19 protein-coding genes and 1 riboswitch are annotated in these 26,678 nt (G+C 51.3%); of the genes, 4 read left to right on the top strand and 15 right to left on the bottom strand.

The features are described from left to right. Nucleotides 1–27 precede the first annotated feature (27 nt). Nucleotides 28–3,468: a collagen binding domain-containing protein gene (locus tag AC0MA3_RS18385; protein WP_474657254.1), complete on the bottom strand. Its 3,441-nt coding sequence runs from the start codon at nucleotides 3,466–3,468 to the stop codon at nucleotides 28–30. Between the two features lie 297 nt (nucleotides 3,469–3,765). Between AC0MA3_RS18385 and AC0MA3_RS18380 the strand changes: the two genes are divergently transcribed. Next, nucleotides 3,766–4,515: a YwaF family protein gene (locus AC0MA3_RS18380; protein WP_474657253.1), complete on the top strand. Its 750-nt coding sequence runs from the start codon at nucleotides 3,766–3,768 to the stop codon at nucleotides 4,513–4,515. A gap of 84 nt (nucleotides 4,516–4,599) precedes the next feature. On the opposite strand, the gene AC0MA3_RS18375 is transcribed toward AC0MA3_RS18380, so the two are convergent. The 5 genes from AC0MA3_RS18375 to AC0MA3_RS18355 all read right to left on the bottom strand — a co-directional run bounded on the left by AC0MA3_RS18375 (nucleotide 4,600) and on the right by AC0MA3_RS18355 (nucleotide 10,145). Next, on the bottom strand, nucleotides 4,600–5,031 hold the full coding sequence (locus tag AC0MA3_RS18375; RefSeq protein ID WP_074087558.1) for a peptidylprolyl isomerase: 432 nt from the start codon (nucleotides 5,029–5,031) through the stop codon (nucleotides 4,600–4,602). A 136-nt stretch (nucleotides 5,032–5,167) separates the two neighbouring features. Further along, nucleotides 5,168–6,502 (bottom strand): diaminopimelate decarboxylase, encoded by a 1,335-nt coding sequence (lysA, locus tag AC0MA3_RS18370; RefSeq protein ID WP_474657252.1) that lies wholly within the window; start codon nucleotides 6,500–6,502, stop codon nucleotides 5,168–5,170. 120 nt (nucleotides 6,503–6,622) lie between these two features. Beyond that, nucleotides 6,623–8,254 (bottom strand): spore germination protein, encoded by a 1,632-nt coding sequence (locus tag AC0MA3_RS18365; protein ID WP_474657301.1) that lies wholly within the window; start codon nucleotides 8,252–8,254, stop codon nucleotides 6,623–6,625. An 806-nt stretch (nucleotides 8,255–9,060) separates the two neighbouring features. After that, nucleotides 9,061–9,486 carry a stage V sporulation protein AB gene (locus AC0MA3_RS18360; RefSeq protein ID WP_379162177.1) on the bottom strand — a complete coding sequence of 142 codons (426 nt, stop codon included), beginning with the start codon at nucleotides 9,484–9,486 and terminating at the stop codon, nucleotides 9,061–9,063. Next, a complete protein-coding gene (locus AC0MA3_RS18355) occupies nucleotides 9,483–10,145 on the bottom strand; it encodes a stage V sporulation protein AA (protein ID WP_474657251.1) in 663 nt (220 codons plus the stop codon). The genes AC0MA3_RS18360 and AC0MA3_RS18355 overlap by 4 nt, the downstream gene beginning before the upstream one ends. A 101-nt stretch (nucleotides 10,146–10,246) precedes the next feature. Between AC0MA3_RS18355 and AC0MA3_RS18350 the strand changes: the two genes are divergently transcribed. Then, nucleotides 10,247–10,426 (top strand): hypothetical protein, encoded by a 180-nt coding sequence (locus tag AC0MA3_RS18350; protein ID WP_379162170.1) that lies wholly within the window; start codon nucleotides 10,247–10,249, stop codon nucleotides 10,424–10,426. Between the two features lie 113 nt (nucleotides 10,427–10,539). Here AC0MA3_RS18350 and AC0MA3_RS18345 read toward each other — a convergent pair whose 3' ends face one another. From AC0MA3_RS18345 to AC0MA3_RS18335, 3 genes are read right to left on the bottom strand one after another with little or no spacing between them, the layout of a single operon-like run. After that, nucleotides 10,540–12,273: a type 2 periplasmic-binding domain-containing protein gene (locus AC0MA3_RS18345; protein WP_474657300.1), complete on the bottom strand. Its 1,734-nt coding sequence runs from the start codon at nucleotides 12,271–12,273 to the stop codon at nucleotides 10,540–10,542. A 34-nt stretch (nucleotides 12,274–12,307) separates the two neighbouring features. After that, nucleotides 12,308–13,948 (bottom strand): response regulator, encoded by a 1,641-nt coding sequence (locus AC0MA3_RS18340; RefSeq protein ID WP_474657250.1) that lies wholly within the window; start codon nucleotides 13,946–13,948, stop codon nucleotides 12,308–12,310. Further along, a complete protein-coding gene (locus AC0MA3_RS18335) occupies nucleotides 13,945–15,708 on the bottom strand; it encodes a sensor histidine kinase (RefSeq protein WP_474657249.1) in 1,764 nt (587 codons plus the stop codon). Before AC0MA3_RS18335 ends, AC0MA3_RS18340 begins: the two co-directional genes overlap by 4 nt. 166 nt (nucleotides 15,709–15,874) lie before the next feature. Here AC0MA3_RS18335 and AC0MA3_RS18330 point away from each other — a divergent pair, with 166 nt between their 5' ends. Beyond that, the gene (locus tag AC0MA3_RS18330; protein WP_474657248.1) at nucleotides 15,875–17,044 is read left to right on the top strand and encodes a hypothetical protein; all 1,170 of its coding nucleotides are present in this window, start codon (nucleotides 15,875–15,877) and stop codon (nucleotides 17,042–17,044) included. A gap of 134 nt (nucleotides 17,045–17,178) precedes the next feature. Here AC0MA3_RS18330 and AC0MA3_RS18325 read toward each other — a convergent pair whose 3' ends face one another. After that, nucleotides 17,179–18,165, bottom strand: a complete 987-nt coding sequence (locus AC0MA3_RS18325) for a DMT family transporter (RefSeq protein ID WP_474657247.1) — start codon at nucleotides 18,163–18,165, stop codon at nucleotides 17,179–17,181. 129 nt (nucleotides 18,166–18,294) lie between these two features. Then, a riboswitch (FMN riboswitch) is annotated at nucleotides 18,295–18,443 on the bottom strand. Nucleotides 18,444–18,652: 209 nt separating this feature from the next. Here AC0MA3_RS18325 and AC0MA3_RS18320 point away from each other — a divergent pair. Further along, the gene (locus tag AC0MA3_RS18320; protein ID WP_474657246.1) at nucleotides 18,653–19,828 is read left to right on the top strand and encodes a PstS family phosphate ABC transporter substrate-binding protein; all 1,176 of its coding nucleotides are present in this window, start codon (nucleotides 18,653–18,655) and stop codon (nucleotides 19,826–19,828) included. Between the two features lie 112 nt (nucleotides 19,829–19,940). Here the strand turns inward: AC0MA3_RS18320 and AC0MA3_RS18315 are convergent, their stop codons facing one another. From AC0MA3_RS18315 to AC0MA3_RS18295, 5 genes are all read right to left on the bottom strand, one after another. Further along, nucleotides 19,941–21,446: a carboxylesterase/lipase family protein gene (locus AC0MA3_RS18315; protein ID WP_474657245.1), complete on the bottom strand. Its 1,506-nt coding sequence runs from the start codon at nucleotides 21,444–21,446 to the stop codon at nucleotides 19,941–19,943. Between the two features lie 21 nt (nucleotides 21,447–21,467). Then, entirely contained in the window at nucleotides 21,468–22,622 is a 1,155-nt protein-coding gene (locus AC0MA3_RS18310) for an AI-2E family transporter (RefSeq protein ID WP_379162540.1), read from the bottom strand. 99 nt (nucleotides 22,623–22,721) lie between these two features. Next, complete coding sequence (locus tag AC0MA3_RS18305; protein WP_474657244.1) at nucleotides 22,722–23,567, bottom strand: GNAT family N-acetyltransferase; 846 nt, start codon at nucleotides 23,565–23,567, stop codon at nucleotides 22,722–22,724. An 83-nt stretch (nucleotides 23,568–23,650) separates the two neighbouring features. After that, nucleotides 23,651–25,501 (bottom strand): DUF2264 domain-containing protein, encoded by a 1,851-nt coding sequence (locus AC0MA3_RS18300; RefSeq protein ID WP_474657243.1) that lies wholly within the window; start codon nucleotides 25,499–25,501, stop codon nucleotides 23,651–23,653. A gap of 25 nt (nucleotides 25,502–25,526) precedes the next feature. Then, entirely contained in the window at nucleotides 25,527–26,663 is a 1,137-nt protein-coding gene (locus AC0MA3_RS18295; protein WP_474657242.1) for a glycoside hydrolase family 88 protein, read from the bottom strand. Nucleotides 26,664–26,678 lie beyond the last annotated feature (15 nt).

The following is a 26,678-nucleotide window of genomic DNA, read 5'->3' as shown; positions in this document are numbered from 1 at the left end:
GCATTTATTACAATGCTTGGGTAATCCTTACTCTTTACGTCTTCTGAATACCATGCTTAGGATTAAGCCTGTAAGGATTAGACCCAGACCCGCCATGTAGATAGGCAAAGGACTGTTCTCTCCCGTCTGCGGCAGTTTGCCGGTTGACGCTTCGGCAACCGTTCCTTTCGGAACATCATTCTCGTCGACCTCCACACCGCCAAGCGGAATGTCATCATCAGGCAATATGACTGCTGCCGGTGACGAAGAAGGCGATGGTGATAATGACGGTGTTGTACCTGGAGTAACTACCGCACCTGCAGGTATTTGCGGTTCATTGATGATGACCCCTGGCACACTTGAAGCCGCAGGTATGGTTGTTGCAGGTACTCCCGGAACAACCGTCGGAGTTGGTGCTGCAGTAGGAATTGTCGTCGATGTTGGTGGTGTTGACACAGCCGGTGTCGACGACTCGCCAGGTACAGTAGATACCGTCGGCGTCGGCGTCGGTGTCGGCGAAGCTGTCGCTGGTGCCAGCTTCGTATTGAGCACAGTCAATTTGATATTGGCTGAAGAGCCAATGGTCACCGGATACTCACGGGAATCCAGCGCATATCCTGAAGGAGCTGCCGATTCAATCAATACATAGCTTCCCAGCCAGATATTGTTGAACACCGCATGACCCTCCTCATCTGACGTCCGGGTGTTAACAAGCAGACGTTCGGATCCATTCAGGCGATACAGCTCGAATGTTGCCCCCGCAAGTTTAAGTCCGCTGTCTGCTGCATCCTGCTTCTGGACTGTCAGCGTTCCGCGTATACCGCTGCCTGTTCCCGAACCACTGGAAACACCTACTATAACTTCTTTGGTAGTGTCCTGGGTGACCGACTTCACATTCAAACCGCTGAAATTGACAGTATTGATCAGTTTATCTCCAGTATTCGCAACGATCAGTGACTGATATTCCAGAATATAAGTATAAGATATATTACTAAGGAAACGGAGTACGAAGCTCTGCTTGCCGTCAGCATCCGTACTGATGTTCAAGGTATAATCCGCATCCTTCACTAACTCTGAATCGTCCTTGAAAATCTCTCCGTTACCTGCCACTAAGGTACGATAGAGGTGGAAAGAATCCGGAAGCAGGATTTGGTTCGAGCTAGGAATATCGGTCAGTACCGCATTCTCCACATAAGACTGTGAACGGTTGACAAAGATAGTCCAATTCAGCTTATCACCATTTTGCAAGCCATCCTTGTAGACATATTCTCCTCCATAAGGAATGTTTACCGTAGCGTATAAATCCTTGGATACTCTCTTGGTGCCATCCAAAAGCTTCGCAGCATTATCGACCGAAGGACCGATCAGTTGTCCTTCAATACGTGTATTGAACACTACGTAATACGGGGAGCTTATCGCATCTGCGAATTCAATCTTCAGTTCGTTGCCGGTGCCGACAGAATAAGAATAAGCATTCTTAGGAATCTCTGATCCGCGGGACGGTTCACCATTGGCATCGATATTCATGTTAAAGACCCTCATTGAGTTATCCCCGATTGTCTGTCCGGAAGTCAGGATATCCGTTATATTCGGGTCGGCAATCGCCTTACTGTTGTAATTGATCCCCAGGCTCCAGGCGAATATTTTATGTCTAGCATCATAGGACCCTGTTTTGAAACCATTGTTCTTCACCTCGGCACGGGGAATAAACAGTCCCTTAGCTTCCGTCCAAAGCGCTCGGCCTTCAACATCTTTCCAGTCAATCCGGGCGTTGTTCACAAAATTATCTGTATTGCCGTAGAGCCAGTCGTTATTGAACTCTGTCCGGTAAGTGATGGTATGGGTTACGGAAAGAGGCTTCTTAAACTTGACCTTGAATCCGGATTTCGGTTCATCCGGTTTATTCAGCCCCCACTCGTAATCGGACTCATTCAAGACTGTGCCGCTTGCATCCCTTACGACCAGAGTTCCCGGAATGAACTTCTGTCCTCCCTGCGGGAAGGTATCGGTCACCACTACGTTTCTCATGGGCAGATTGTCACCGTTCACAGTGATTTTCCACTCCGTAGTATGATTCTTATAGTCTACTCCTGACAGTGTTTTATATATGATGGCCGAACGGATCTTCTGTGTCGCATCCACACTATAGGTGCTGTCCGAGACGGTATTGGTAATGGTGGTGTCCTTTATTACACGGGCTAAGGATTGGGTTTTGTATTCAATTCGGTAGGCTGAAGAAATATCTTTCAGGAACTCCAGCTTGAAGCCGTTTTTCTCCACACCGATTAATCCGGTTACGGTATAGTCCACGTTCTCCAGAAGAGGTGTCCCTTTTATGGCTGTACCTGTGGAGTTGAGGGTCACCGGATAGACGACCAGCGAATCTGTAATCAGCCTCTGCGAGTCGTTGAAGTAGTCTGTAAGCACCCCGCTGCCTTGCGGGATTATTTTGTTGTTATAGTTGTACTCGATGGCCCAGGTGATGATCTGCTTACCCCATTCATAGTTCGTTGCCATCTTGTTCAGACTTCCGCCACGCTCAATGGTTACGGTAGCGGATGAGCTTACCGGGTCACGTCCCTCTCCCGCAAAAGTAGCCGTATTCGTAAAACTGCTCAGCACATCGCTCGCCACTGCCGTCGAATAGGCAATCCGGTATGCTCCGGTGATTATAGGATCAGTGAAGCGCACTGTAAGCATCCCGTCCGCAATATCATAAGAATATTTGCTGCTGTCAATCAGTGCACCTACAGTGACTGTGCCATCCAGTTGAATACCCAGTTGATATACAGCTAGCGAAACGGTGCTGTCCATGGACAAGCCTTCGGGAACCGGATCCGTAATAACCGCACCGGTTACCGCCTCCAGCTTCTTGTTGACATCGACAGTCCAATCAATATGTCTCGCATTGAAGCCGTCCGGGGTACCTTTTTTCTCAATCGTTGAACCCACGGACGGCTTGAAATTCACCGTAACCGTCTGAGAACCCCCGTTGACAGGGAATATAATATCTTGGGTCGTACTGCCTGAAATGACCTGTTTGTCAAATTGAGTATGGATGCTAAGAGTACCTTGAATGTTGTCATGCGTCTGGATGTAGCTGTTGAAGCTCATGAGTACCTGATGTGTGGACTGGCTGACCGTGAAGGTGCCTACCTCTCCATCATCCGAAACCAGCGAACCGCTAATGTCGTTAAACAGCTGGAATTGTGCCGGAAGCTGAAAAGCAAACGTGTCTCCTGCAACGTATCCGTGTCCATTAGGAAGCGCCCATGTATAGTCCAGAGTGACCTTGGAATCCACCTCATACACATTATCTGTCACTGTCTGGCCATCTGGCCCGTACACCGCCATAGACACGCTTGTAATAATATCACGGTCATTCTCAATTCCTGCAGCCGTTACCTGCGTAGTAAACCCTATGCCGTATGCATATTGCACTAACAGCACGAGGATAACCAAGGCCACACTTACTCTTTTTTTCACCATACTCAAAAGCCCCCGTTCCCCAGTGTTTTGTCGGATTTCTGATCCTATTGCCGCGCCTCTGCCCAAGATTGCCGCCGAACCGCCCAGTTATAGACATACTCCGCTTGAAAGCCAGTTATGTATTCCGGATCATCCATGCGTCAACTTATGTAGATTTTCTATATATTTTCCTTTTCTGGCCAGAGTCTGCGATATATACTTATATCACCTTAGAGTAGATCATTAGAATCAGAAATTGTTAAAATTCCGGATTTTTATTTTTTGTCAAATTATTCTCGACTTCCAAGGGGGAAACCCGTGAACGATCACGCTTTTTGGAACCGTAAGCATGCCATCGATTTCATGATGTTCTCAGCATCACATTGGATAGCTGTATCTTTAGTCGCATGTTTCTGTGTGCTGCTCTTCGGCCTTCGCCAGACCATCCGTTCTAACCCGGGACTAAGGGCATTCATCCGCCTGCTGCTTGTAGCCGTACTGCTATTCTCGGAAGGCAGTCTCCAGCTATGGTACATCACTCAAGAGATATGGGAAAAAGACTCCTCCCTGCCGCTGGAACTGTGTGGAATCACATTACTCCTGTCCATCGTTATGCTGCTTACCCGCAGCCGTCTGCTCTATTCTTCTCTATATTTCGCCGGAACGGGGGGTGCATTCATTGCACTGCTGACGCCTAATCTGGTGTACCCCTTTCCCCATTTCCGCTTCTTATTATTCTTTGTGGCACACGGAGGAATCGTTCTGGCTTCGCTGTACATGACCTGGATCGAAGGTTACAAGCCCACCTGGAAATCACTCTTTTTCACCATGCTCTGCCTTAATATCGTCGCTGCCCTGGTCTATGCCGCAGATCGCACCTTGGGAGCCAACTATATGTTCCTCGTTCACAAGCCGGGCACGTTTTCGGTATTGGACTACTTTGGAGCCTACCCATACTATTTGCTTGTTGAAGAGGCCTTTGCCTTTGTTGTCTTTCTGCTGATGTATCTGATATTCTTCTGGCTTCCGCAGCGTTTCAACTCCCGTCATGACCGTATGGGACGCTAGAATAATAGATTCGTTAGACAGCAAAAAGGCAGACCTCCTATTCGGAGGTCTGCCTTTGTTGGAATTGTACAAAATCAGGAAAAATTAAGCTTCGATAATTTCCACCGAAGTCATTTTGTCGCGTCCCTGGAAAGCATCTACCTTGTCCATACCTTCTACGACTTTACCGAATACGGTGTGTACGCCGTCCAGGTGAGGCTGTGGAGCATAGGCGATGTAGAACTGGCTTCCGCCAGTGTTTTTGCCGGCATGGGCCATAGCGAGCGAACCGCGTTCATGTTTGTTCGGGTTGATCTCACAGTTGATGGTATAACCCGGACCGCCGGAGCCTGTACCATTCGGGCAACCGCCCTGAGCTACGAAGCCGGGAATGACACGGTGAAAGACCAGACCGTTGTAGAAGCCGTCTTTTGCCAGCTTTTCAAAGTTGGCAACTGTGTTGGGTGCATCGTTCTCAAACAGATCGATCAGCACGACGCCGCCATTTTCAAGTGTAATTTTCGCTTGCTTTGCCATATGTAAATACCCCTTTCGAAATCACAGATGTTGAACACGCTTATTAGTTTACTATGAAATCACGCACAAAGCAAAGCAGACGGAAAAGGATTTCCGCCTGCTGCATGCTACTTCGCTACGGTGTCCGCAGATATTCTTACTTCGTCACCGTCTGCTTCGCAATACGAGCCGGGATCACATCGTTGGCAATAATGTCCTGATGGGACTCCCGCCGCACCACAAGATCGCTCTGACCGTTCTGCACGAATACGACTGCCGGACGGCGAATCCGGTTATAGTTACTGGCCATGGAGTAGTTGTATGCGCCTGTGCAGGCTACAGCGAGCAAATCTCCGCTCTCCACCTTCGGCAGCTCCACATCCCAGATCAGCATATCTCCGCTTTCGCAGCATTTGCCGGCAATGGAGACTGTTTCTTCATTCGGTTCTGCCGCACGGTTAGCCAGCAGCGCCTCATATTTGGATTCATACAATGCCGGACGCGGATTATCAGTCATACCGCCGTCAACGGCAACATATTTGCGCACGCCTGGAATCTCTTTGTTCGTACCCACAGTATACAGCGTAGTTCCGGCATCGCCCACAATGCTGCGTCCTGGCTCTACCCAGATCTGCGGCAGCGATTCGCCGATTCCGGCAAAATGCGTCTTCACCGCACCTGTGATGGCAGCCACATATTCAGACACCTTCAGCGGTGTATCGCCTTCAACATAACGGATTCCGAAGCCGCCGCCAAGATTGACAACCGGGAAGGATACGCCGAGATCTTCTTTAACTTTGCGGGTGAAGTCGGCAATCCGCTCAACCGCAAGCTCAAAACCTTCCGTTTCAAAAATCTGCGAACCGATATGGGAATGAACGCCCAGCAACTGGAGATTCTCTTGTTGTGAAGCCCGGCTTACCGCTTCCAGTGCAGAGCCATTGCCAATGTCAAAACCAAACTTTGAATCTGTCTGGCCCGTCGAAGCATAGGCGTGATGGGCATGCGCCTCCACACCTGGAGTCACCCGCAGCAGAATATTAACGGTGACTTCCTTGCGCAGAGCAATCGCCTGAAGCAAGCTGAGTTCTACCAGATTGTCGACTACGAAGCAGCCGATTCCGGCATCAATGGCCATCTCGATCTCATCCGGTGTTTTGTTGTTGCCATGGAAATGAATGCGCTCTGCCGGGAACCCGGCCTGAAGCGCGGTATACAGCTCCCCGTCCGACACCACATCCAGTGACAATCCTTCTTCGTCAGCCAAGCGGCACATCGCCATAACCGAGAAGGCTTTGCTGGCATAAGCAACCTGAAATCCGAGCCCGGATGCAGTAAAAGCCTCCATGTATTCGCGGCACCGGCGCCGGACCAATTGCTCGTCCATTATATATAGCGGGGTACCATACTCCGCCTTCAATTCCGTCACATCACATCCGCCAATCTCCAGATGATTGGCATCATTAATTCGGCTCGTACCGTGTAAAAACATTTGCGCAGTCCTCCAATTTCTGTGGAAAGTCATGTTCCACCCTATCTATTTAGTGTATTCAGTATAGCAGACAGAGGGAACGCCATTGAATGGACTAATTTGCAGTTGATTTGTATTTTCCTACGACTTGTCTTTTTTCTTCTGAACCGGAGCCATCCGTGTATTATCTCTGGTTTTGTTGAAGGAAGGCCTTGTTTTGGAGCTGAGCACAGGCTGGCGCAGTAGAATAGCACCCATCGCCTTTGCATTAAACGGTATAAACGGCCACATATATGAAGAATTGTAGGAACGGTTCATAGTCAGCAGGACGATCACGAGGGTAGAGCCGATCATAAAGCCTGGCACCTGGAACGCCGCAACGGCTAACAGCAGCGCAAGCCTGACGATCCGGTTGGCCAGCCCCAGCTCATAACTGGGCGTAGCAAACATGCCAATGGATGCGACAGCCATATACAGCACAACCTCATTAACGAATAGACCTGTCTGAACCGCAATGTCCCCCACCAGGATAGCTGCTATCAGACCCATGGCCGAACCGAGTGGAGTCGGGGTGTGCACAGCTGCCATCCGCAGCAGATCTACCCCCAGCTCAACAAGGAGGAACTGGGCCAGCAGCGGGATTTTGGCAGTTTTCTGCGGTCCGATGAATTCGAGCACTGCAGGTTTCAGCTCAGGGTGAATCACGAGCAGCATCCAGAGCGGCAGCAAGAATAGTGAGGCAAAAATCCCGATGAAACGCACCCAGCGCAGGTAAGTCCCCATAAAAGGTGTCTGCCGGTTCTCCTCGGCGTGCTGGCAAAGATCAAAAAAGGTTGTCGGCAAAACCATTACGCTCGGAGAAGTGTCGACAAAAACCACCACCCGGCCTTCCAGCAGATGGGAGGCAACCACATCCGGACGCTCTGAATAACGGACCATCGGATACGGATTCCACCCTCCGTCGACGATGGCCTCCTCCAGCTGTTTGTCGGCAAGCGGGATACCGTCCATATTTACACTCTTTATTTTGTCGGTAACAGCCTTCACCTGGGTTTTGTCAACGATATCGTCAATATAAGCAACACAGACATCTGTACGTGTGCGGCGGCCCACCTGGTGCATCTCATATTTCAGACCCGGATCGCGAATCCGTCTTCTGACCAGAGCGACGTTGCTCAGCAGCGTCTCTGTGAACCCGTCCCTCGCTCCGCGCACCACCCGTTCAATAGACGGCTCATCGGGACTTCGCGAGGGATAAGAACGGGTATCCATGATGATAACTTCGGTCTCGCCCTCCAGAAAAATAACGCTCATTCCCGAAAGGACCTTGTTGATGCTCTCGCTTAATAATTCCCCTTTCTCCACCTGCACGTGAGGAATGTACTCTGTCATAAAGCTGGCCAGGACATCCGCGGAAATATTCTCTGGAACAAGATACGTCAAGCGCTTAAGGATTTCATCGATGATCACATCCTTAGCGAAACCGCTGATGCACAGCATTGCCGCCTTACGGCCGCCGAAGGTCATCTCCCGGAACACCACATCAAAAGAGGAACCCAATCCCATTACTTCGGTAAGGGTGTTCTTGGTATCCTCCAGCTTATGCGGGATTTTATCATCCCCCTGCCAATATATGACGGACTGCTCGAGGGAATCGGATAACTCAGCATCCCGTTTCTCCTGACGGGGATCCTTGCTTTTCTTGTCCTCTGAATTGCCCTCATTATTCTTGCCTGCACTTTTTACTGTTTTGCCGGATGGGCTTGCCTGCACCTTCCCGGACGGCTGTTTCTCAGACGGTTTGTCACCAGCAGCCTCAGCCGGCTCGGTGTCTGAATCATCGTCCTCTGTCTCCTCTGTCTCCTCTTCATCTCCGAACAACCGGGCAAAAAAGCCCTTTTTACTGTTCTCCGGCTCCTGTGAGCCTAACTCCTCCGCTGCCTCAATGTCCTGTTCACCGTCCTTGAGTGAGCCCTTAGCAGCAGCGTCATTTAACGTTCCCTCTTGATCCGGTATGTCTGCCCCATCCGAAGGCTCGAGATCATCAGCTGAGTCAGATGAATTGTTAGCGGACGAATCATCTGTACCAAGCTCGCTAGAGACTTCGGTGTCCTGGTTCCCCGTCTCTTCGCCTTCCTTAGAAGCAACATCAGCAGGAGCTTCATTGTTTGCTTCCGCTCCGGAATCATTCTTTGCCGGGACAGCCGGGTCGGAACCTGCGGTTTCGGTGGTTTCAGCATTATCACCAGTTTCGCCAATTCCGGCGTCTTCGCCAGTTCCCGATTCCGCTTGGGATTCATCCGCTGTCCCTGCATCCAGAGGCATGCAGTCTTCAGGAGCAGCAATATCTCCGTCTTCCTTGTCATTATTAGCGGTTAATTCCGGTTTATCAGATGCCAAGTCTGGATCTTCCGCATCCGCTTGCGGGGAGTCTCCAGCCGTTGTGCCAAGCTCTGCGGACGCTTCAGTATCCGTCTCCCCTGCGTCCACGCGGTCCTTTTCATCCTCCTGTCCCTTGTCCTGTGGTTCTTTCATGTAATATCCGCTGTGAACATACTTAACCACATAATAACCTCCTTTTACTGTCGGTACACAAACCAATCGAACAAAGAACCCGCAACCTTGCCGCAGACCATAGCCATGAGCAGTCCGAAGAGCAGATGAGTCATGTGCAGACGTTTGGCCAGTATTGGCAGCACATTCAGTACCTCGGTCAGGGCCGCAGCCAGCATCCCGACAAATATTCCGTCAAACAGGCCAACCGCAAGCTCCACCAGCGGACCGGCGGCAATCCGCCAGTTCCAGAAATCAGACATGGTACCCAGCAGCGCCCCTCCCACCATCGCCCCTTCATACCAATGCACTTTATCGTAGGAGGAGGTGAGCTGGGCCAATCTGGGCACCATATCCAGCACAATGAAAAGAGCGATCACCCCGCCGCCCACCGCAATACCTCCGGCAATGCCCAGCAGCAGATTCAGCGCCAGCGTCAGCTGTGCGGTCATGTTCCTTCCCCCGAATGCCCGGAGGTTTCATCTCCACGGCGTTGTAATTTGCTGTACTCTTCGTTAACTACATAATGGTCGATATTTTTCTGATAGAGGAACATCTCCACTTCGAGCGGAGTCGGCTCCTCATTCCATTTTTTCTTAAAAAGATGATTGAAAAAAATCACCATGCCAAACCCGATGCCCAGCGAATAGGCAATTTGAAACACATACGGATGTTCATCCCGTCGTCCAGTCAGCATCTCGACAATCCTGACCTGCACTTCCAGCATGCTCACATCGGCATGGAAATTCATAATCGTCAGCGCCGAGCCGAAGAACAGCAGTAGCCAGACCAGGACAAACAAAGCAACGGACGGTTTGCGCGACTCGGCAGGCCCTTTAATCTGTACCAATGTCCGGCCCTCGCCAATCGGTTGAATATCCGCACCTGGCAGCAGGTTATGGATCTTCGGAATCACCGTCAGCAGATCAACCAGAATCAGATTCCCGTCACTTTGCACAGGATCCAGCAGCAGCAGCGAATATAGCGGTTCCCTCCACTCCGGATCGGTTATCAGGTAGGCCACATCCCGCAGCAGAACTGCTTTGCCTTTGGGGACTGTCACCCGGTTTTTGAGCTGTATGTAAATCGCTGGAGCCGGATGGGCAGTCATGCGCGGACACCTCCTGAAGGATCTGATGTGATGCGGCTTCGAGCAAGATTAAGGGTAGTATGGGAGAAAAGGTTTATTTTTACTCTTGTGTGTACATAATTTTGATTTCCAAAAGCGCACAAAAGAATATTATCAGCAACACCAAATCCGTTAGCGGAGGCAAAGGCATTGGCGTCTTCTATTGGGAGCCTGAATGTTACGGCACCTGGTACAACTATACGAAAGGCGCATTTGATTCCTACGGCAAACCTACAGTGGCACTGGATGCATTTCTAAACTAGGTTCCTCTAAAATCCAAGAAGTAAAAACGGCTGCGCGGTCTTTCACAAGACCGCACAGCCGTTATATTTTTTATTGGGAAGGGCGCCGGAAACGTAACGTCCCTTGCCTAGCTTCAACGTACGGTACCCTCGTCATCTTCTTCAGAATTGACACTGGCATACCATTCATTAACTTCTCGGGTAATCTGTGCACCGCCGCCCGCTTTCCAGGAGGCCACAAATTCATCAAAAGCGGCCAGCGGCTGTTCTCCGTATATAATCGCACTAAATGTCTCATTCTCCAGGCTGTTCAGATAGTCGAGTCTGGATTTCATGGTCTCAGTTGCGGGTCCGGTGAACATGTCCTTATAGGATTTGTCCTTCTGAAGTAAAAGCAATCTGGCTGCAGCCGGGGTGCTTTTGCCATAGTTGACCGAGATATCCTTCTCCAGCCGGGTAGATGGACTCTTGCCATCGGCAAGATTGAGCATCGCCTGGAGCTGGGCGTAAGGGACACGGGCTCCGTCGCGTACCAGCAGATAACGGATGCTGTTCACATAGCCTCCAGAAATCTTGTCACTGGGCAGCATCTTGCCGCTGGCGCTTAGCTCATAGTCATAGCCTGCGAACAACCCGTATTCAAGCCCGCTTCCCGGCTGCGGGGCCGCAAAGTTGTCGAACAAATAATTTTCATAAGTAAAAAAAGCTTCCGGGTGCTTCATGGTTTTGCTGATCAGTGTAACACCATTGGAGAAATGGGTCCCATGGCGCATGACCGTTCCATCCGGTCCTGCGGGAATAACCCCTGGCGTCCAAACCGCATCTGGCGCATTCTGCAGCGTATCCTGCAAAGGCCAGCCGCTCATCCAGTAAGGGCCTGGTATAATCCCTGCGGTGCCTGCAACAGCAGGCTCCGCAGTCTTGTTCTCATCCCAGAGCGCTGCCTCATGAGGAATATAGCCCTTGCTGTGCCACTCCTTCAGCTTCGCCAGCCCCTGCGCGATCGCCGGGTTCACCGAACCGTACTCCAGCTTGCCGCCTGGGCCGATATTCCATTGCTGCGGCAGAGCGCCATAAGCACCGAAGATCCAGGAGGGGTCGCCCATCCATGTGTTCATCGTAGACTTGAAGCCGATGCTCAGCGGAGTAACCTGATCCGGAGCTAAGCCATCCGGATTGTGGTTTTTGAACGCCTCCATTACCTTCTCAAGCTCATCCATGGTTGTGGGTACCTGCAGGTGCAGCTTGTCCAGCCAATCCTGGCGGTACCACATAATATAATCATGATTATAGGCGTAATCAAGAACAGGCAGACCCATTTTCCGGTCTCCGCGGCTGTAGGGATTCCACACAGCCGGGTCCTGGGCCATCGCTTCCTTCCACGTATCGGAGGCATAGGTATCGAAGAGTTCTCCCACCTCGGCATACAGCCCGGAATCAATCAGATCTTGGGCAATCGCGGTATCTGCCGTACCTATAGTCACAATATCGGGCATTTCCTGGCCCGAAGACAAAGCAAGGCGAAGCTTGGTCCCGAACGCCCCATTGGTGTCAGTGATGGACCAGAGGGTCTGGATATTAATGCCGAACATCTCCTTGGCCCAGCGGGTAGCTACATTGTGCTCAATGGATTCACCGTTCTTGAATTTCAGCTCCGGGTCTACACCCCAGGCGGTTGTGATCGTCACTTCAGGGTCATATTTGTCCTTGTAGGCATTCTCATTCACAGCTGCCGCAGGGGAGATGGGATCTGAATTAGGGTTATGCGGGATATCTCCGGTATCCTTGTCCTTACAGCCTGCGAGACTGACTGCCAGCATGACACTGACAAACCCTAGAAGCAACCTGGTTTTTCTGCCCGCCTTCATCCTTATCCCCTCTCCTTGATCCAGCTGATCCACTTTATCCTTCACGGAATTCATTGGGGGTCATCCCATAATGTTTTTTGAACATTTTACTGAAATACTGCGGGTTCTGATAGCCCAGCTCCGTCGTAATCTCATAGACCTTCTTGTTCGTATGCTTGAGCAGATACAGGGCACGCTCCATCCGCATGCGGATGATATAATCCCCAAGGGCTTCTCCAGTCTCGGCTTTATAGATTTTGGATAAATATACCGGATGGAGATAGACTTGGTCAGCTATCGTCTTAACGGACAACTCATGACCCGATGGACTTCCTACCAGCGAATGCACCTGTTTGATGATATAGCTTTTCGCGTATTGATCGCTCTCCGACAGTTCTGCCTGCAATCTGTCCAGCAGTTCAAACGCCCATCCCCGAAGCCTGCTGCCGGATGAACTCAGATCCTGGGCCAGAAGCGGATCAAAGACAAGCTGGTTCATCTGAAGCATGCTCTGGCCGCTCTTGTGGGCAATGTACATATATGCGTTGGTAATGGACAGGAATAACTCATACAAATGTTCCCTGGTAAAAGGCGTCTGCTCCATGTCGCGGAACACATCCTCAAGCTTGCCGCGGACAGCTTCCCATTGCTTCGATTCCAGTAAATGAATCAAGGTGGGCGGACGGTATAAGCTGTCCAGCGGCTTGTAAGCCATCGGCTCCGCCGCATGCTGTTCCTCAAGAAACACAACTGTACCGGACTCAGCAGGCGTTGATAACACCATGGATCCGAGTCCGCTACGGTACGAGGCCGTCATACCGTCCGGAAAAACAAACCACTCCGTAACGGTCAGTGAGATTTCTCCCTTCAGATAACTGCTGACCGCTCCCTGAAAACGCCTAATCGCCTCTTCTAACCATTCATGACGTATGGATTCATAAGGGTCTGTCCATAAAAATTCCCGCTGGGCTTCTTTATTAGGCTGCACCAGCAGCACCAGGCAATCATGGGGTGCTTTGCAGAACCATACACCGAAATGGCTGTGAAAGATCTCTTCGGCAATGTTGCCGATAGCATATTCCATCAGAGAGATGGAATCCGGGTCCATTGTCAAATAGTGCCTTCCAAGCTGAACAAGCAGCAGCGCAGACTCCGCACCAGACTCAATGCCGAGTTCATAGGCCCTCAGCTTCTGGACAAGTGCCTGTTCAGACATCTGCTTCCCAAGCAGCAGATCGTGCATCAGCTTGCCGCGGAGCACACTAAAATCCCCTTTACGGGTATACAGCAGCCGATGGTATTTATCATGAGCGTCCCATTCATCCCTCAAGGATTCTATGGCACTGGAGACACTGTGTATGAACTCCTCATCGCTTACCGGCTTAAGGATATAGTCAATGGCTTGAAGCTGAATCGCTTTCTTGGCATAGCCAAAGTCGGAATACCCGGTTAGAAGAATGCAGCGCAGATTCGTCCATCTGGCGGTCGCTGCCTCAATCAGCTGCAGCCCGTCCATCCCCGGCATGGAAATATCCGTAACCATAATATCAATCGATTGCCGCTCCAGAATCTCCAGTGCTTCCATTGCCGAAGCAGCCTGGTGCACCTCCTGCACTCCAAGCACATTCCAAGGGATGGTCCGGGCCAGACTTTCGGTTACATAGGATTCATCATCCACCAGCAACAGTTCAATCATTCTTGTCCCTCCCTATACGCATTCTCAGGCTGATCTGCGGGCAGAAGCCAGTAGAGTGTAGCCTGCAGCCCCCCCAGCGGTGAAGGTGCAAAGGCGATACCGGCCTCATCGCCAAAGCGCAGATGCATTCGCTGATGGATATTCCAGAGCCCGCAGCCCATTTCGTCGTCCATTGCCCGGTTCAGCCTTTGCTCCAGCATGGCGATCTGTTCCGGGGTCATGCCCTCCCCGTCATCTTCAACCTTCAACATCATCCTTCTGCCGTGGCAAGCACCGGTAATCCGTATCTGGCCTGCCCGTGCCACGGGCTCTATGCCATGCAGCACCGCATTCTCCACCAAGGGCTGAAGGATAAGCGGTGGAATGACCATTCTTCGCATTTGCGGCGGAATACTGATGGTATAGTTCAGCCGGCTCATTCTCATATTCTGAATCTCCAGATAATGCGTCACGAATTCCACCTCTTCGGGCAGCGGGACCATCTCCCGCTCCTGCCGGGTGGTGTACCTGTAATAACGGGACAAATGGTGGGACATGCCAACCACCGCTTTCATATTGTCCAGCTTCGCCATACTTGTAATGAAGGAGAAACAATTGTAGAAAAAATGCGGATTGATCTGTGACTGCAACTGCTTCAGCCGGGCTTCGCGGACATGAATCTTTTCCATCAGCACCTTTTCAATCAATTCCTGCATTTGCTCCACCATGCTGTTGAACCGGATCGAGAGGAAACTGAATTCGTTCCTGCCTCTGATCCCCACCCGTACCGAATAATCCCCCTGCTTCAGCCGCTGAAATCCGCCTACCAGCTGTCTGACAGGCACCTGCACCTGCACATACAATAAATAAGCCGTAAGACAGCTCATTAGCAGCAAGGCGCTGACTGAGAAATAAAACAGCCGGTTGGAGGTATGTATGGGCTGCAGAATCTCCGACAGCGGCATATAGTCGATCAGGGTCCAGCCCATTTTTGGAGAATAGGCGATATTGACACTGTAGGACTTCTGCCCAATCTTTAGTGTCCGGTTCCCGCTTCCAGTCAGCTCTGTCTGTTTCAGCTGTTTCACCAGCTGCTCTGCAACAACCCGGTCAGCACTGCGGTTAAAAATCAGTCCTGTACCCTGTTTATAATAGAATGGGTCTCTTCTGCCATCGCTCTTGAATTGATCCAGCATATCCTCGATATTCCGGCTGTTGAACTCTACCTTCATAATCGTCGCTGCGCTGCTTGGAGAGAACTGCGGCATAGATGGTGTATAGGAAAACCAGGAAAACAGAAAACGTTCTTCGCCCTGATCCTTGATTTTCTTCACCTGCCACCCAGATTTGACCTCTTCCCTAAGCTCTTCATCACGATACGGCAGCGCATCATTCTCTGTTACCATCCGGTGAACAGCCGGAGAATAAAGCGACAGCCTGCTGTTCCAATTGGAGGAGCTTTCCTGAATGCTGATTTTGGTCTGTATGCGCTTTACCAGCTGGATTGCCTTAAGATTCAAGTTATCTTGTTCCGGAGCCATATCCTTCAGCGTCAAAATATCAGGATCATGAATGAGCAGGATCGGCCAGGAGGACAGGAGCTCCATCTGGGTCTCCACCTGGTTCTGAAAAAAGCGGAGCTGGGTATTATTCGAGGTGTTCAGCTCACTGCGCAGCACATCGGTAGTTGTTTTGTTGGAGAAGAAATACAGAAGGGTGATCGGGATGAGCATAATGACCATGATCCCTACGATTTTGCTAAACAAATTATATTTGTACATCCGTTTCACACCCCGTGCCAGAGTCAGTAGCTCTTATTGTACAAAGTTTCTTCAAGGACGCAAAGGTAATCACTGGAATACGCATGTAATCACAGCCTTTGCGAAACTTTCCCGCAGTTCATGCCGTCTATATTAACAGATATTAACAAAAGGGGATGAAGCCGCAATGAAAAGAACTCTACAAATGACTATCCGCCTGGGAGCTACTGCTGCTATGCTTCTGGCTCTATCACTACCGCTTACAGCTCACGCTGCCGACAAGATCCAAGTCTATGAGACTTATCAGGATGAAGCGAAGGGAATCGAGCTGTACTCTGTCAGCCAGTTAAATGGTGATCATTTCGATTCTGCAGTTATTGCCAGACAGGCGGATGGGAGCTATGCCAAATGGCAGGAGCCTTTCCATTCTTTTATTCAGGATGGCAGCGGGCAACTCAGGCTGTCCGGTTATGATGATCCGGAGCAAAGCTATGTCTACGATGTGAAAAAAGAAACCATTATCCGCAAAACCCCCTACACGGTTTCTCCTGACGGCAAATGGGGATATCTTGAACGCTCCCGTTATCTCTTCGTCCCGGGGGTTAAGCCTTATAGCGGCCACGTTGCCAAGATCCGGGATTATTACCTTAAAAATATGGAAACCGGCGCCGTCACGATCTACAATTCCACCGAAAGAAGGTTTGACGCCTTCTGGCTGAATGGACATACCCTGCTGGAGAACGGATATCTTGAAGCTGCGAAGCAGAATGTGATCAGGACCTATAATCCAGTCACCGGTGAGCGCAAAGAACTGCTGAAAGGCACATTGTACAACTGGAACCTTGCAAAAGACATTCTGCTCTACGTCAAGAATGAGCCTCAGCGCCTGCCGTGGGTCTATGACTTAAAGACAGGTACCTCAAGACTGCTGAACGGCAATAATGAAATGAAGACTTTATTCCCGTACACCTCTCCACCGCCGGTATCGAAGCTTCCGCAAGAAATGACAGTGAATGAGCTGCCTGTAGTCCAGGTGCCGGTTGTGCAGGAGAATGAGTACTTCGTTAATGTGAATGGTACAAGTGTCGGGATCCCGGCAGCATTTGCCAAACAGGGGGTAACCTGGCTACCCGTTAAGCCACTAGCTGCAGCTCTCGGCTGGGATCTCCGGCTGCAGCCGCAAAAGTCATCCTATAAGGCAGCGGATTACCGGTATGAGCTAACTAGCAGCAGTGCCAGTCTGGCGCTTACACCCTCGAACAGCTTCATCACCGGGGGCAGATTGTATTTGACCCGCGAACAGCTGATGCAGTTAGGTTATAGCTCCATCGTACTCACTCCTAATATGGACTACTGATTGCTAATCGCCAGCAGGTTGAGTGATCATCTGACCCGGTCTGCTATCTCTGGTAAATTCAAACAAAGAGATGCCTCCCGGCCAAATGGCCAGAAGGCATCTCTTTGTTCATCAGTGCCCTGGGGTCACTCCCCTCAGGCGGTACGTTTTGCTAAGGACAGCTCAAGGCTTGCCGGTACTGCCTGCCGGCTCTGCTGGTTCGAGATGAAGAACAATGCCGTCCAGATCAGCGCAAAGCCGACAATCTGCGGTAATGTAACAAGCTGGTGATAGACAATCCAGTTAATCAGGATACCCGTCATTGGAAAGCTAAGCTCGGCAAGTGTAGCAAAGGAGGCTTTGGTGGTGTTGAGGCCTTTGTAATAGAGCAGCATACTGAGCAGTCCTGGCAGAAGCGCCTGCAGTAGCAGATTGACCGCAATCGCCGAAGATGTCCCCAGCCCGCCATGGATCTGCCAAGGGGCTCCCTCCATACTTGTAATGACGAACAGCAAAGGTAACGCCAGGATGAAGCGTAAGGATGTGACCGTTTCGTATTTCATCGAGCCCAGCAGATATCGTCCCATAACCGTTGATCCGCCCCATAAGGCGGCCGCTCCCAGCGCCATTAGACTGCTGACACCAATGAAGCTGTTCACATGGCCAAACGGAATCGTCCAGCCGAAGGTCAGCAGATAGGTGCCGACCAATGCGACGAGGATCAGCGGCCCGAAGTTTCTCGACAGGCGTTCCTTGAGAATAACAGCGGCCAGACCGATGGCGAACAGCGGCTGCAGCTTTTGCAGCAGGAGGACCGCATTAAGATCGCCTGTAGACAAGGCCTTGGTGAAGAGTATCGTAGCCACGGCTGACCCGCCCCAGGATACAATAAGCAGCGCTACGGCCTGACGCAGCCGGACCGACTTAAGTTCAGCACGGTGGCGCCACAGCACAGGTGAGGCGGCTAAAAAGAGCACGACATGCTCCAGCAGCACAATCTGTGAAGAGGTCAATGATTTGAGCAGAATAATGCGGAACAGCGGATCGACGCCCCATAGTGCAGCGCCCATAACAACCAGCCAGAATCCGCTCCGCAGTGGTGCTGTGCGGACTCCCGAAGATGAAGCAGTAGCTTGACTCATCATACATTCTCCTTGTCGATACAAACCCTCGATAAGAGACCAAAACCCCCAACAACGTCTGAAAAGGACGTCATTCGGGGGTTGTTTAGGGCAAAGACACAAGTAGAAATAAACCTGTCTTCTTTGTCTTATGATCCTCTCCCATCCGGACTTTACCGTCGGCTCTGGATTGTCACCAGATCAGTTCTTTCCTCCATTACAGAGAAGAGAAGTCGCGGGCTTAGTTCGCTTTGAACAACACCGCCGGTCAGGAATTTCACCTTTCCCCGAGAATCTTGTATTCCGTTATATTTTTCACAATCTCAGGATAACGCCGTTTGCCCGTTTCGTCCAGCCCTTTATGAAAATATTCACATTTTTTTCATTAACACAGCATTCCTGAAGCCTCACCACACTCTCATAATTTGGAAGAAATGAGGGGCTGAATCATATATAATATAAATGTGTTTATTTTATCCATATTTTCTCTGGGGAAAGAGAGGCCGCTGTGAAAAGACCCTTTGCATTAAATCTGCTCTACTCTGTACTGGCCCTGAGTGTCATAGCATTTGCCGGATTTATCGGCTATTTCTTTGCTGCTTTAATCCTTGGGCTGGCCTTTTACGCACCGCTTGTAGTAGTGGTTGGCTGCGGACTGGCTGTTTATTCGGTGATGTCTATTTTCGGGTTGCTGTCCAGCCGGGCTCGGAACCTGTCTCTTGCGGTCTTCGCCGGATTGTGCCTTCTGTCCACAGCCGGTTATGAGCTGAACAAAGCTTATGTGAACAGCTTGGCTGTGGTCGATGACCATGAGGTGATCCTCAATCAGTACGAACCTTTCGAGGTCAATACTAAGGCTGCCGCCCTGGATAAGCCCGCAACCTACCACATCACGACTCAACTTCCGCGTCTGGATGGGGCAACGGCTCTATTTCCGCTATATTCCGCTTTTGTACAGGCGGTGTATCCGGAAGATCATTACGACCCTTACGAAATTAATGATGATAATACCCTCCTGTGCTCCTCCACTGCCTTTGCTTATAAACGGCTGATTGCCGGGGAGAGCGACATTATTTTTGCTGCAGCCCCTTCACTCGCCCAGCAGAAAGAGGCCAAACGGGCGGGAAAAGAGCTGAAGCTTACGCCGATCGGACGTGAAGCATTTGTCTTTTTTGTCAACAAGCGGAATCCGGTGTCCTCACTAACTACTGAACAGATTAAGGACATCTATGCTGGCCAACTCAAGAACTGGAAAGAGGTTGGCGGCAAAAACGACCGGATCCGGGCCTTTCAGCGGGATGAGGGTAGCGGCAGCCAGACGATGCTTGAGAAGATCATGGATGACCGCCCCCTGATGACTCCGCCGCAGGAAGATGTAATGGATCTGATGAGCGGGATCATCAGCCAAACCTCAGACTACCGCAACTTCAAAAATGCGCTTGGCTTCAGCTTTCTGTTCTATACGACCAAGATGAACAAAAACGATCAGATCAAACTCCTTGCCATTGATGGTGTCCAGCCTGATCAAGAAAGCATCCGCAATGGAACGTATCCGATGACCTCAGAATTCTATGCTGTAACTGCCGGCAGTGTGAATCCTAATGTTAAACCGTTTCTGGACTGGATACAGTCGGCAGAGGGACAGGAACTGGTGGAGAAGACAGGGTATACCTCATTGAAGTAACTGGAGAGTTATCATGGCATGAAAAAAGAGCGGGGCCGCCAGCAAATGGACGCCCTGCTCTTTATTTTTCACAGCCGTAAATAACCAGGAACTTAGTATTTGTAACTCTTACTCATTGTGTTCCTGCAGAATAGACCTTCGGCCAATTAGCCTGTGCGGAAAATAACCGCTGGCGTTTCTCGGCATCCGGATCCAGCACCACCCGTGTCTCCCCGTCAAAAATAACAGTCGCGCGTGAGTCCGCACTATATTCCGGCCATTCCAGGCCGGGAATCGACGGATTCCCCCGGTGCGCGAATGCCGTCCAGGTCTTCTGCATGAGTTCGGACAGCTTCTCCATAGCTGGAGTAACCGTTAAGCCATATTGCTTCAACAGATGCAGGTTACCGAAGACATACAGAATTTCAGCTCCATGAACAGCCTTCTCCAGCAGCGGGTGACCCTGAACTGTCCAGTCAAAACGGTACATCCATACCGGTGCTGCCGCTGACTGGCTCTCCGCAAAGGCAATCGAGCTGCCCCAGAAAAAGAGGTCTGTCAGGAACTCCGCCTGCCCTTCCCATGACTTCGGATAATCGCCGGCAAGCTCCGCCAGATCGTCAATACCCATCAGCATTTCCAAGGCTTTCAGGGACTGCTCGAAGCTCTCACCGGGACGTTCCTCCCGGAAGAACAGATTCCCCTCATGTAGATTGGTGCCGATCAGCAGTGGAATTCCTTGTGCCGCCCCGGCTGCTATAGCTTCAGCAGGATCTGCAGGTACCGTGGAAGGCTCGATGACCGGCTGGAAAAACATGCTGAGCGCTTCACCGGACAGCTTGTAGGTCATTCGCGCGGCCGCTCCCAGAATCTGTTCCGCCGGAAGGGTATCCAGCACTGACAGGTCGCTGCCTGGCGCAAGTCCCAGTTCAGCGAGCAACGCTGCTGCAATCTCTTGACCCTGCTGCGGCTGGAGGGTCTGCGCGGCTCCGCTCTCCATAATTGCCCCGGCGAACAGACCTTTCGCCGCAGGCATCGCAAGTAAGGCAGCGATGCTCATGCTGCCCGCCGATTCTCCGAAAATAGTAACGCGCTGCGGATCACCGCCGAAAGCGTTAATATTGCCTTGCACCCATTCCAGGGCTGCAACCTGGTCCAGCAGACCCGCATTTGAAGCTAATCCATTGCCAAATGGGGACATATGTACAAATCCGAACGGTCCTAGACGGTAATTCACAGTGACCAGGACGACCTTGCCATTGCGGGCCATCCGGGCACCGTCGAACATCGGCTGACTGCCGGATCCGGTCACAAAGGTTCCTCCATGAATCCAGACCATCACCGGCAAGCTCTCCCCTTCTTCAGCAGGAGACCAGACATTCAGATATAGACAGTCTTCCGAATATTCAGGAGTCAATCCACCGAATCGTGTGCCGCTGGTACTTACAGGCTGATGGCTAACTGGACTGAAGGAAAGGGCCTGCCGCACATTATCCCATGGCTGTGGCGGCTGCGGGGCACGGAAGCGCAGCTTCCCGACGGGAGGCGCAGCAAAAGGAATCCCGCGCCATACCTTCACGCCCTCCTCCTCGGCTCCCTGAAGTTTTCCGTATAATGTAGTAACCAGTGATGCTGTCATATATTGATCTACCTCTTCCCGTTATTCCTTGTTTTCTTCAATCTGTTTATAGAGTCCGGAGCGGAAACGGAACCACTGGAAGACATGGGTAGCGACCACTTTCAGTACGGCATATCCCGGTACGGCCAGAATGATTCCGAGCACTCCGAACATTTTACCGGCAAATATAATCACAAAAATAATCGTAATCGGATGAATCTTCAGCGACTTACCCATGATCTGCGGGGAGATGAACTTGCCTTCAATCAGCTGAACAGCCGTCCATACGATCAACATTTTCAGCAGCATGAACGGAGAGGTCACGAGCGCAACGATCAGGGCCGGAGTAATAGCAATTGCCGGACCAAGATAAGGTACAACTGCTGTACAGGCAGCGGCAATCGCCAGAACCAGCGAATATTTAAGCCCGATAATCAAATATCCGATGTAAAGCAAGGCGCCGATGCAGCAGCTGACAATAATCTGCCCCCGGATATAGGAAGCTACCTGGCTATTCATCTCTGACATGACCATGCGTGTCTGCGGCTGCAGTGCTGTTGGAATAAATCTCATCAAATAATCCGGCAGCCTTTTACCGTCGCGCAGCAGATAAAACAAAATAAAGGGGGTGGTTACCAGTGCAAGCACAATCTCCGTCAGCGCTCCTACAAAGTTACCAACACCATTCACCGCATTGTTAAGGAAAGAAGTGCCCCAAGTTGTTACTTTGCTTGTAATGTCATTGACATCCGTCCCCACATTCTCCTGAATCTGTCCAAACAGCTTACTGCCGGTCAGGTCGATGAATTCCTGTTGGATCTGATCACTGTATTTAGGAAAATTATCAATGAGCTCAACCAGCTGGCTGCGGATCATCGGGATTACCGTAAGCAGAATCAGCGTTATAATTCCGGCAATGAGCAGATACAGAATAACGATACCATAGGGGCGTCTGATCTTGCTCCGCCGCTCCATCCGATCCACCAGCGGATTCAGCAGATAGTAAGCAATTCCTGATAACAACAGCGGTGCCGCCACTGTATGCAGCAAGACTGAAATCGGCTTGAAAATAAACGGGATTTTGGCGAATATCAATATATTTACCCCGATCAGCAGCAAGATCAGCAGAGTTACTACAAAACGGTTATTCAGAAAAAACTTCTTGAACTTTTCCGGCCATACCTGAATCCTCTCCATCACTCCCGTGCGCCCCCTTAACACCGTTGGTTAGATGTATGTGTGATTATTTACACTTTGTAATAGCATAGTCAACACGTGGGCAGCAAGTCAAATTTCCTATCCGTCAAACTTGAGGTCAGCAATTTGGCCGGCATGCAGGAACCCGATCGACTGGTAGACTTTATTGGAGTCGGGATTTTTGCCGTCCGCATATAGAACCGGGGTTACACCTGCCGTCAACAGTTGATCACAAAGGGCTGCAACCAGTGCGCTTGCATACCCTTGTTTTCGGTGACCTGCAGGAGTGTACACATCATTAATCCGTCCATGTCTTGCCGAGCGGTGCGTGATTTTGGCCATCGATACGGGAGCCTGATTTACCATCCACAGGTACAAGTCACCTGAAGCGGCATCTTCAGCAGCTATCGTCAAAAAGTCCTCAGCGTTCAGCATCTCGCCAAAGGCATCCTTCATGAATCCGGTCAAAAATTCAGCAATGACTGGAATATGTACAGCCTTAGCCTTCTCTAAGTGTCCATTGACCTGAGCGGGCTTCAGCACCTCCGGGCATTGATAAGCCTCAAGCATCATATTTGTATGATACAGCTTGCCCTTTCTGCCGCAATAAGCCTCCGCGAAGGCCTTCGCCGTCTCCGGATGCGCAGATATTCCAGGAAACTCATAGGCCTGCACCCGTTCTGCCAGCTGCTGCACAAGACGTTCCTGCTCCTCTATCTCAAGCGCTTCGGACACCCATAGCCAGGGGTTATGTGCTGGGGATTGTGTGAATATCAGCTTGTGGTCTGCCGTGGTCAGCCGGATTGCTTCAGGATATTCGGTAATCCGGTGGATTAGATTATACCGCACCTCCTCCTGTTTGAACGCTTCACTCTGCAGCACTTCGTCTCCGATCTCAAAGCTCTCAAACATTACACTTCCCCCTTGATTTTCCTTTTCATTCATTTCATCATAGACCTCCCCTCCGCAAAAATAAACAGCCCGCCGCCATTTTATTCTGGCAGCAGGCCGTTTCGTATTTGTAATGGTTAATCCAGCGGGATCACGAGACTCCGGCCGGAATGGGAGATCATTCTGATCTCGGATTCAGCCAGATGTACGCCGAGAAGCTGCAGAGGGTTCGTGGAAATCGCTGCCGCTCCTCCAGGCTCCCCATAATAAGCTGATATGAGCCAGTGTGTGCCGGGAGTAAGAGCCGCCAGCAGAGTGGGGAGGGCAGTCCGCGGCCGTAGAACATTCGTATTCGTATGCGGCAGGATCATCACAGCTTCACTGTAGCCCCTAAGCCCCATTACTCCGCTTGTGCCCTGGCTGCTCACAGCGGTCGCCGCTTTTCCGTCCGCGGAGAGAAATTCTTGAAATGCCGGTTCCAGGGCTACCGCAAAACCGCCCTCGGCTGCGTCCAAGGCCCGCCCCGTCTGCACCCGGTGAATGCGGATATGCCACGGAAGACCGGCAACTACCCAGGTTTGCACTTCGACATTGGCCCAAGGCTGCCAGCGGGAATAGAGGATATTGTCTTCAATCCGTGTCTCGATATTTTGCCGGCGCACCCGGTACAGATTATCTTCTGCTTCACTAAGCGCCAGCATGGAATCGAACGCACCCTGGGCAATTCCCCATTCCGAGCGGGGCACGCTGAATCCAAAAGCCGTAGAATATGCAAATTTCTCATATTTAGCGGAAGTGTGTGTATGCTCATTGGTCGAGAGATGACCGCTGTTGAAGGCCATCACATGGTCTGTCTCAGGCCGGCGGCAAATGACCAAATGCGCGGGCTGCTGAACAGCCAGTGCCTTCAGCTCAGGAAGCGCCAGCTCCTCAGCCAGCCAGAAGGGGTGGTTGTCCGCCAGCGCAAGCGGCATGAAAAACTTCAAGGACCAGTAAGGCGAGCCCGGTGAATTATAATTCTCGGCCATCACCAGGTTAGGGTAGGCATAGCCGATGGTCAGCACGCCTTCTTCATTCAGGATATCCTGCCTCAGCCACCAGCGCATGTTGCGCAGAATGAGTCCCTTGATCACCCCGTAGGGCAGCACCTCTACTTCTGCAAAAGCCAGCGCACCCCAGAAAGCGGACTGTGCGAAGCGGTACGCCAGACTTCTTCCATAAGGAAGAGCTGAACCGTCTTCAGCAAACCAATGGATGAACTCAGCAGCAAACTTCCCGGCCCGTTCTTTGAACAGACGGGAACGCTCAGGATCTTCATCACTCATCAGCTTGGCGTACAAAAGGCCGTAGAAGTGGATAGCAAATGGAACATAGTAATCACTATGTCCGCCGATACCATCGCTGTACCAGCCATCCGAGAGATAGAAGTCATCAATCCGGAGCAGATTATTCTCGAGCTGCTGCTCATCATAAGGCAGTCCTGCTGTGCGGAAGCCGAGGTTCACCAGCACGTTGAAGAAGAGCCAATTGCAATCGTAGCAGGGATGGGAATTCATCTGATTCAGCCAGGCGTACAGATTAGCACGTTCCTGGCTATTCAGCGGTACCCAGATCCGCTCCGGGATCAGCGACAGTGCGTAGCCGAATGCCGCCATTTCTACAAGACGCTGGTCGTAATCAGCGACCTCACCCCAATATTCCTTATGCCCCGGGTCAGTGCCGTTCCTGATGCCGTCCAGGATCAATGCCCACATGTCATCATCCCCGCCTCCGGCGAGAAAAGGCACGAATCCCCAAAGCACGCGGGAAAATCCCTCCATTTCGGCAATATCCGGACCGTAATGGACTCCGGTTACGCCCAGCTTCACTCGGGCATTCCCTTCGCTGTAGTGCGGCTTCAGCGGATAGGCAAGCTGCAGGAAGACTTCCTGCAGGTCCGCTTTGGTGATCAGCGGATTCGCTTTTATCTGCTCCTGTTGGCTGCTCATCATTACCACTCCCTAACTGTATCTTTTATTCCCAGTAGAAGGGTCCTTTGCCCGTCAACCGTGCCAGCCCTTCGACATAGAAGAAGTCGCCGTATATCAAAGGTATGTCAATATTCGTGCCAGCAGGATAGTTGCTGGTGCCATGGAGAATTAGGCCCTCTTCCGCATCATTGTCCCAGGTGCCGTAATTGCGGTATAACGATTCCAATATCCGGACCGCAGGCTCCCGGTATACCGGGGCATCGGCTTCGCCAACCATATCTGCGAGAAGGAGCAGACCGCTTGCGGCACAGGCTCCAGCGGATGAATCCCGGAAGTTCCGTGCTTCACCGGGAGCGCGGAAATCCCAATGCGGCACATTATCCTCCGGCAGACGCGCCAAGAAGAAATGAGCCACCTTCTGGGCGGTGTGAAGGTACTCCGTTTTGCCGGTGTGATGGTAAGCAAGCGTAAGTCCGTATATTGCCCAGGCCGTTCCCCTGGACCATGCAGATTCCGGCGCATAACCCTGGCCGCCGATGCCTTCGATAAACTCCCCGCTCTCCGGATCGAAACGGACAATATGATAGACGGAACCATCCGGGCGGATGAAATACTTCACCACCGTATCCATATGCGCTTCAGCGATATGCCGGTAGCGCGGGTCTCCGGTGGCCTCCGATGCCCAGAAGAGCAGTGGCATATTCATAGCGCAGTCGATAATCGCATACCCCCTGTTGTCTTCCCCTTCGTACCAGGGGTTCCAGGCACGGATATAACTGCCCTTCAGATTGAAGCGGGCCGCAAGGAAATTGGCCGCCTTCAGTGCTCTGATCCTGGACACCTCATTGCCGAGGAGCTTGTAGGAAGCTACGCTGGTCAAAGTCCACATGAAGCCTAGATCATGGTCTAGTCGGACATACTCATTCAGCACTTGGTCCAGCTGATCTTCGCATTGCTCGGCAAGCGCCCGCAGAGGCTCTTCCTTGCTGTCGTTATACAAAAGCCACAGCTGGCCAGGCCAGAAGCCTGCCGTCCACCAGTATGGCTGCTCCAGCACATATTGTCCGCCTTGACTCGCATGCGGGAAGCCGGCGCCGATCCGTAAGCTGTTCTTCCGTGTTTTCTCCAGCGCTTTATGCCATGCTTCTCCTGCCCACTCCAGCTTTGTTTCCTCTGTCATCTTTTGCCACCGCCA

Source organism: Paenibacillus sp. LS-5, assembly GCF_056121505.1.
The sequence above is the reverse complement of the archived record's forward strand: the minus strand, read 5'-3'. Positions and strand labels throughout refer to the sequence as shown.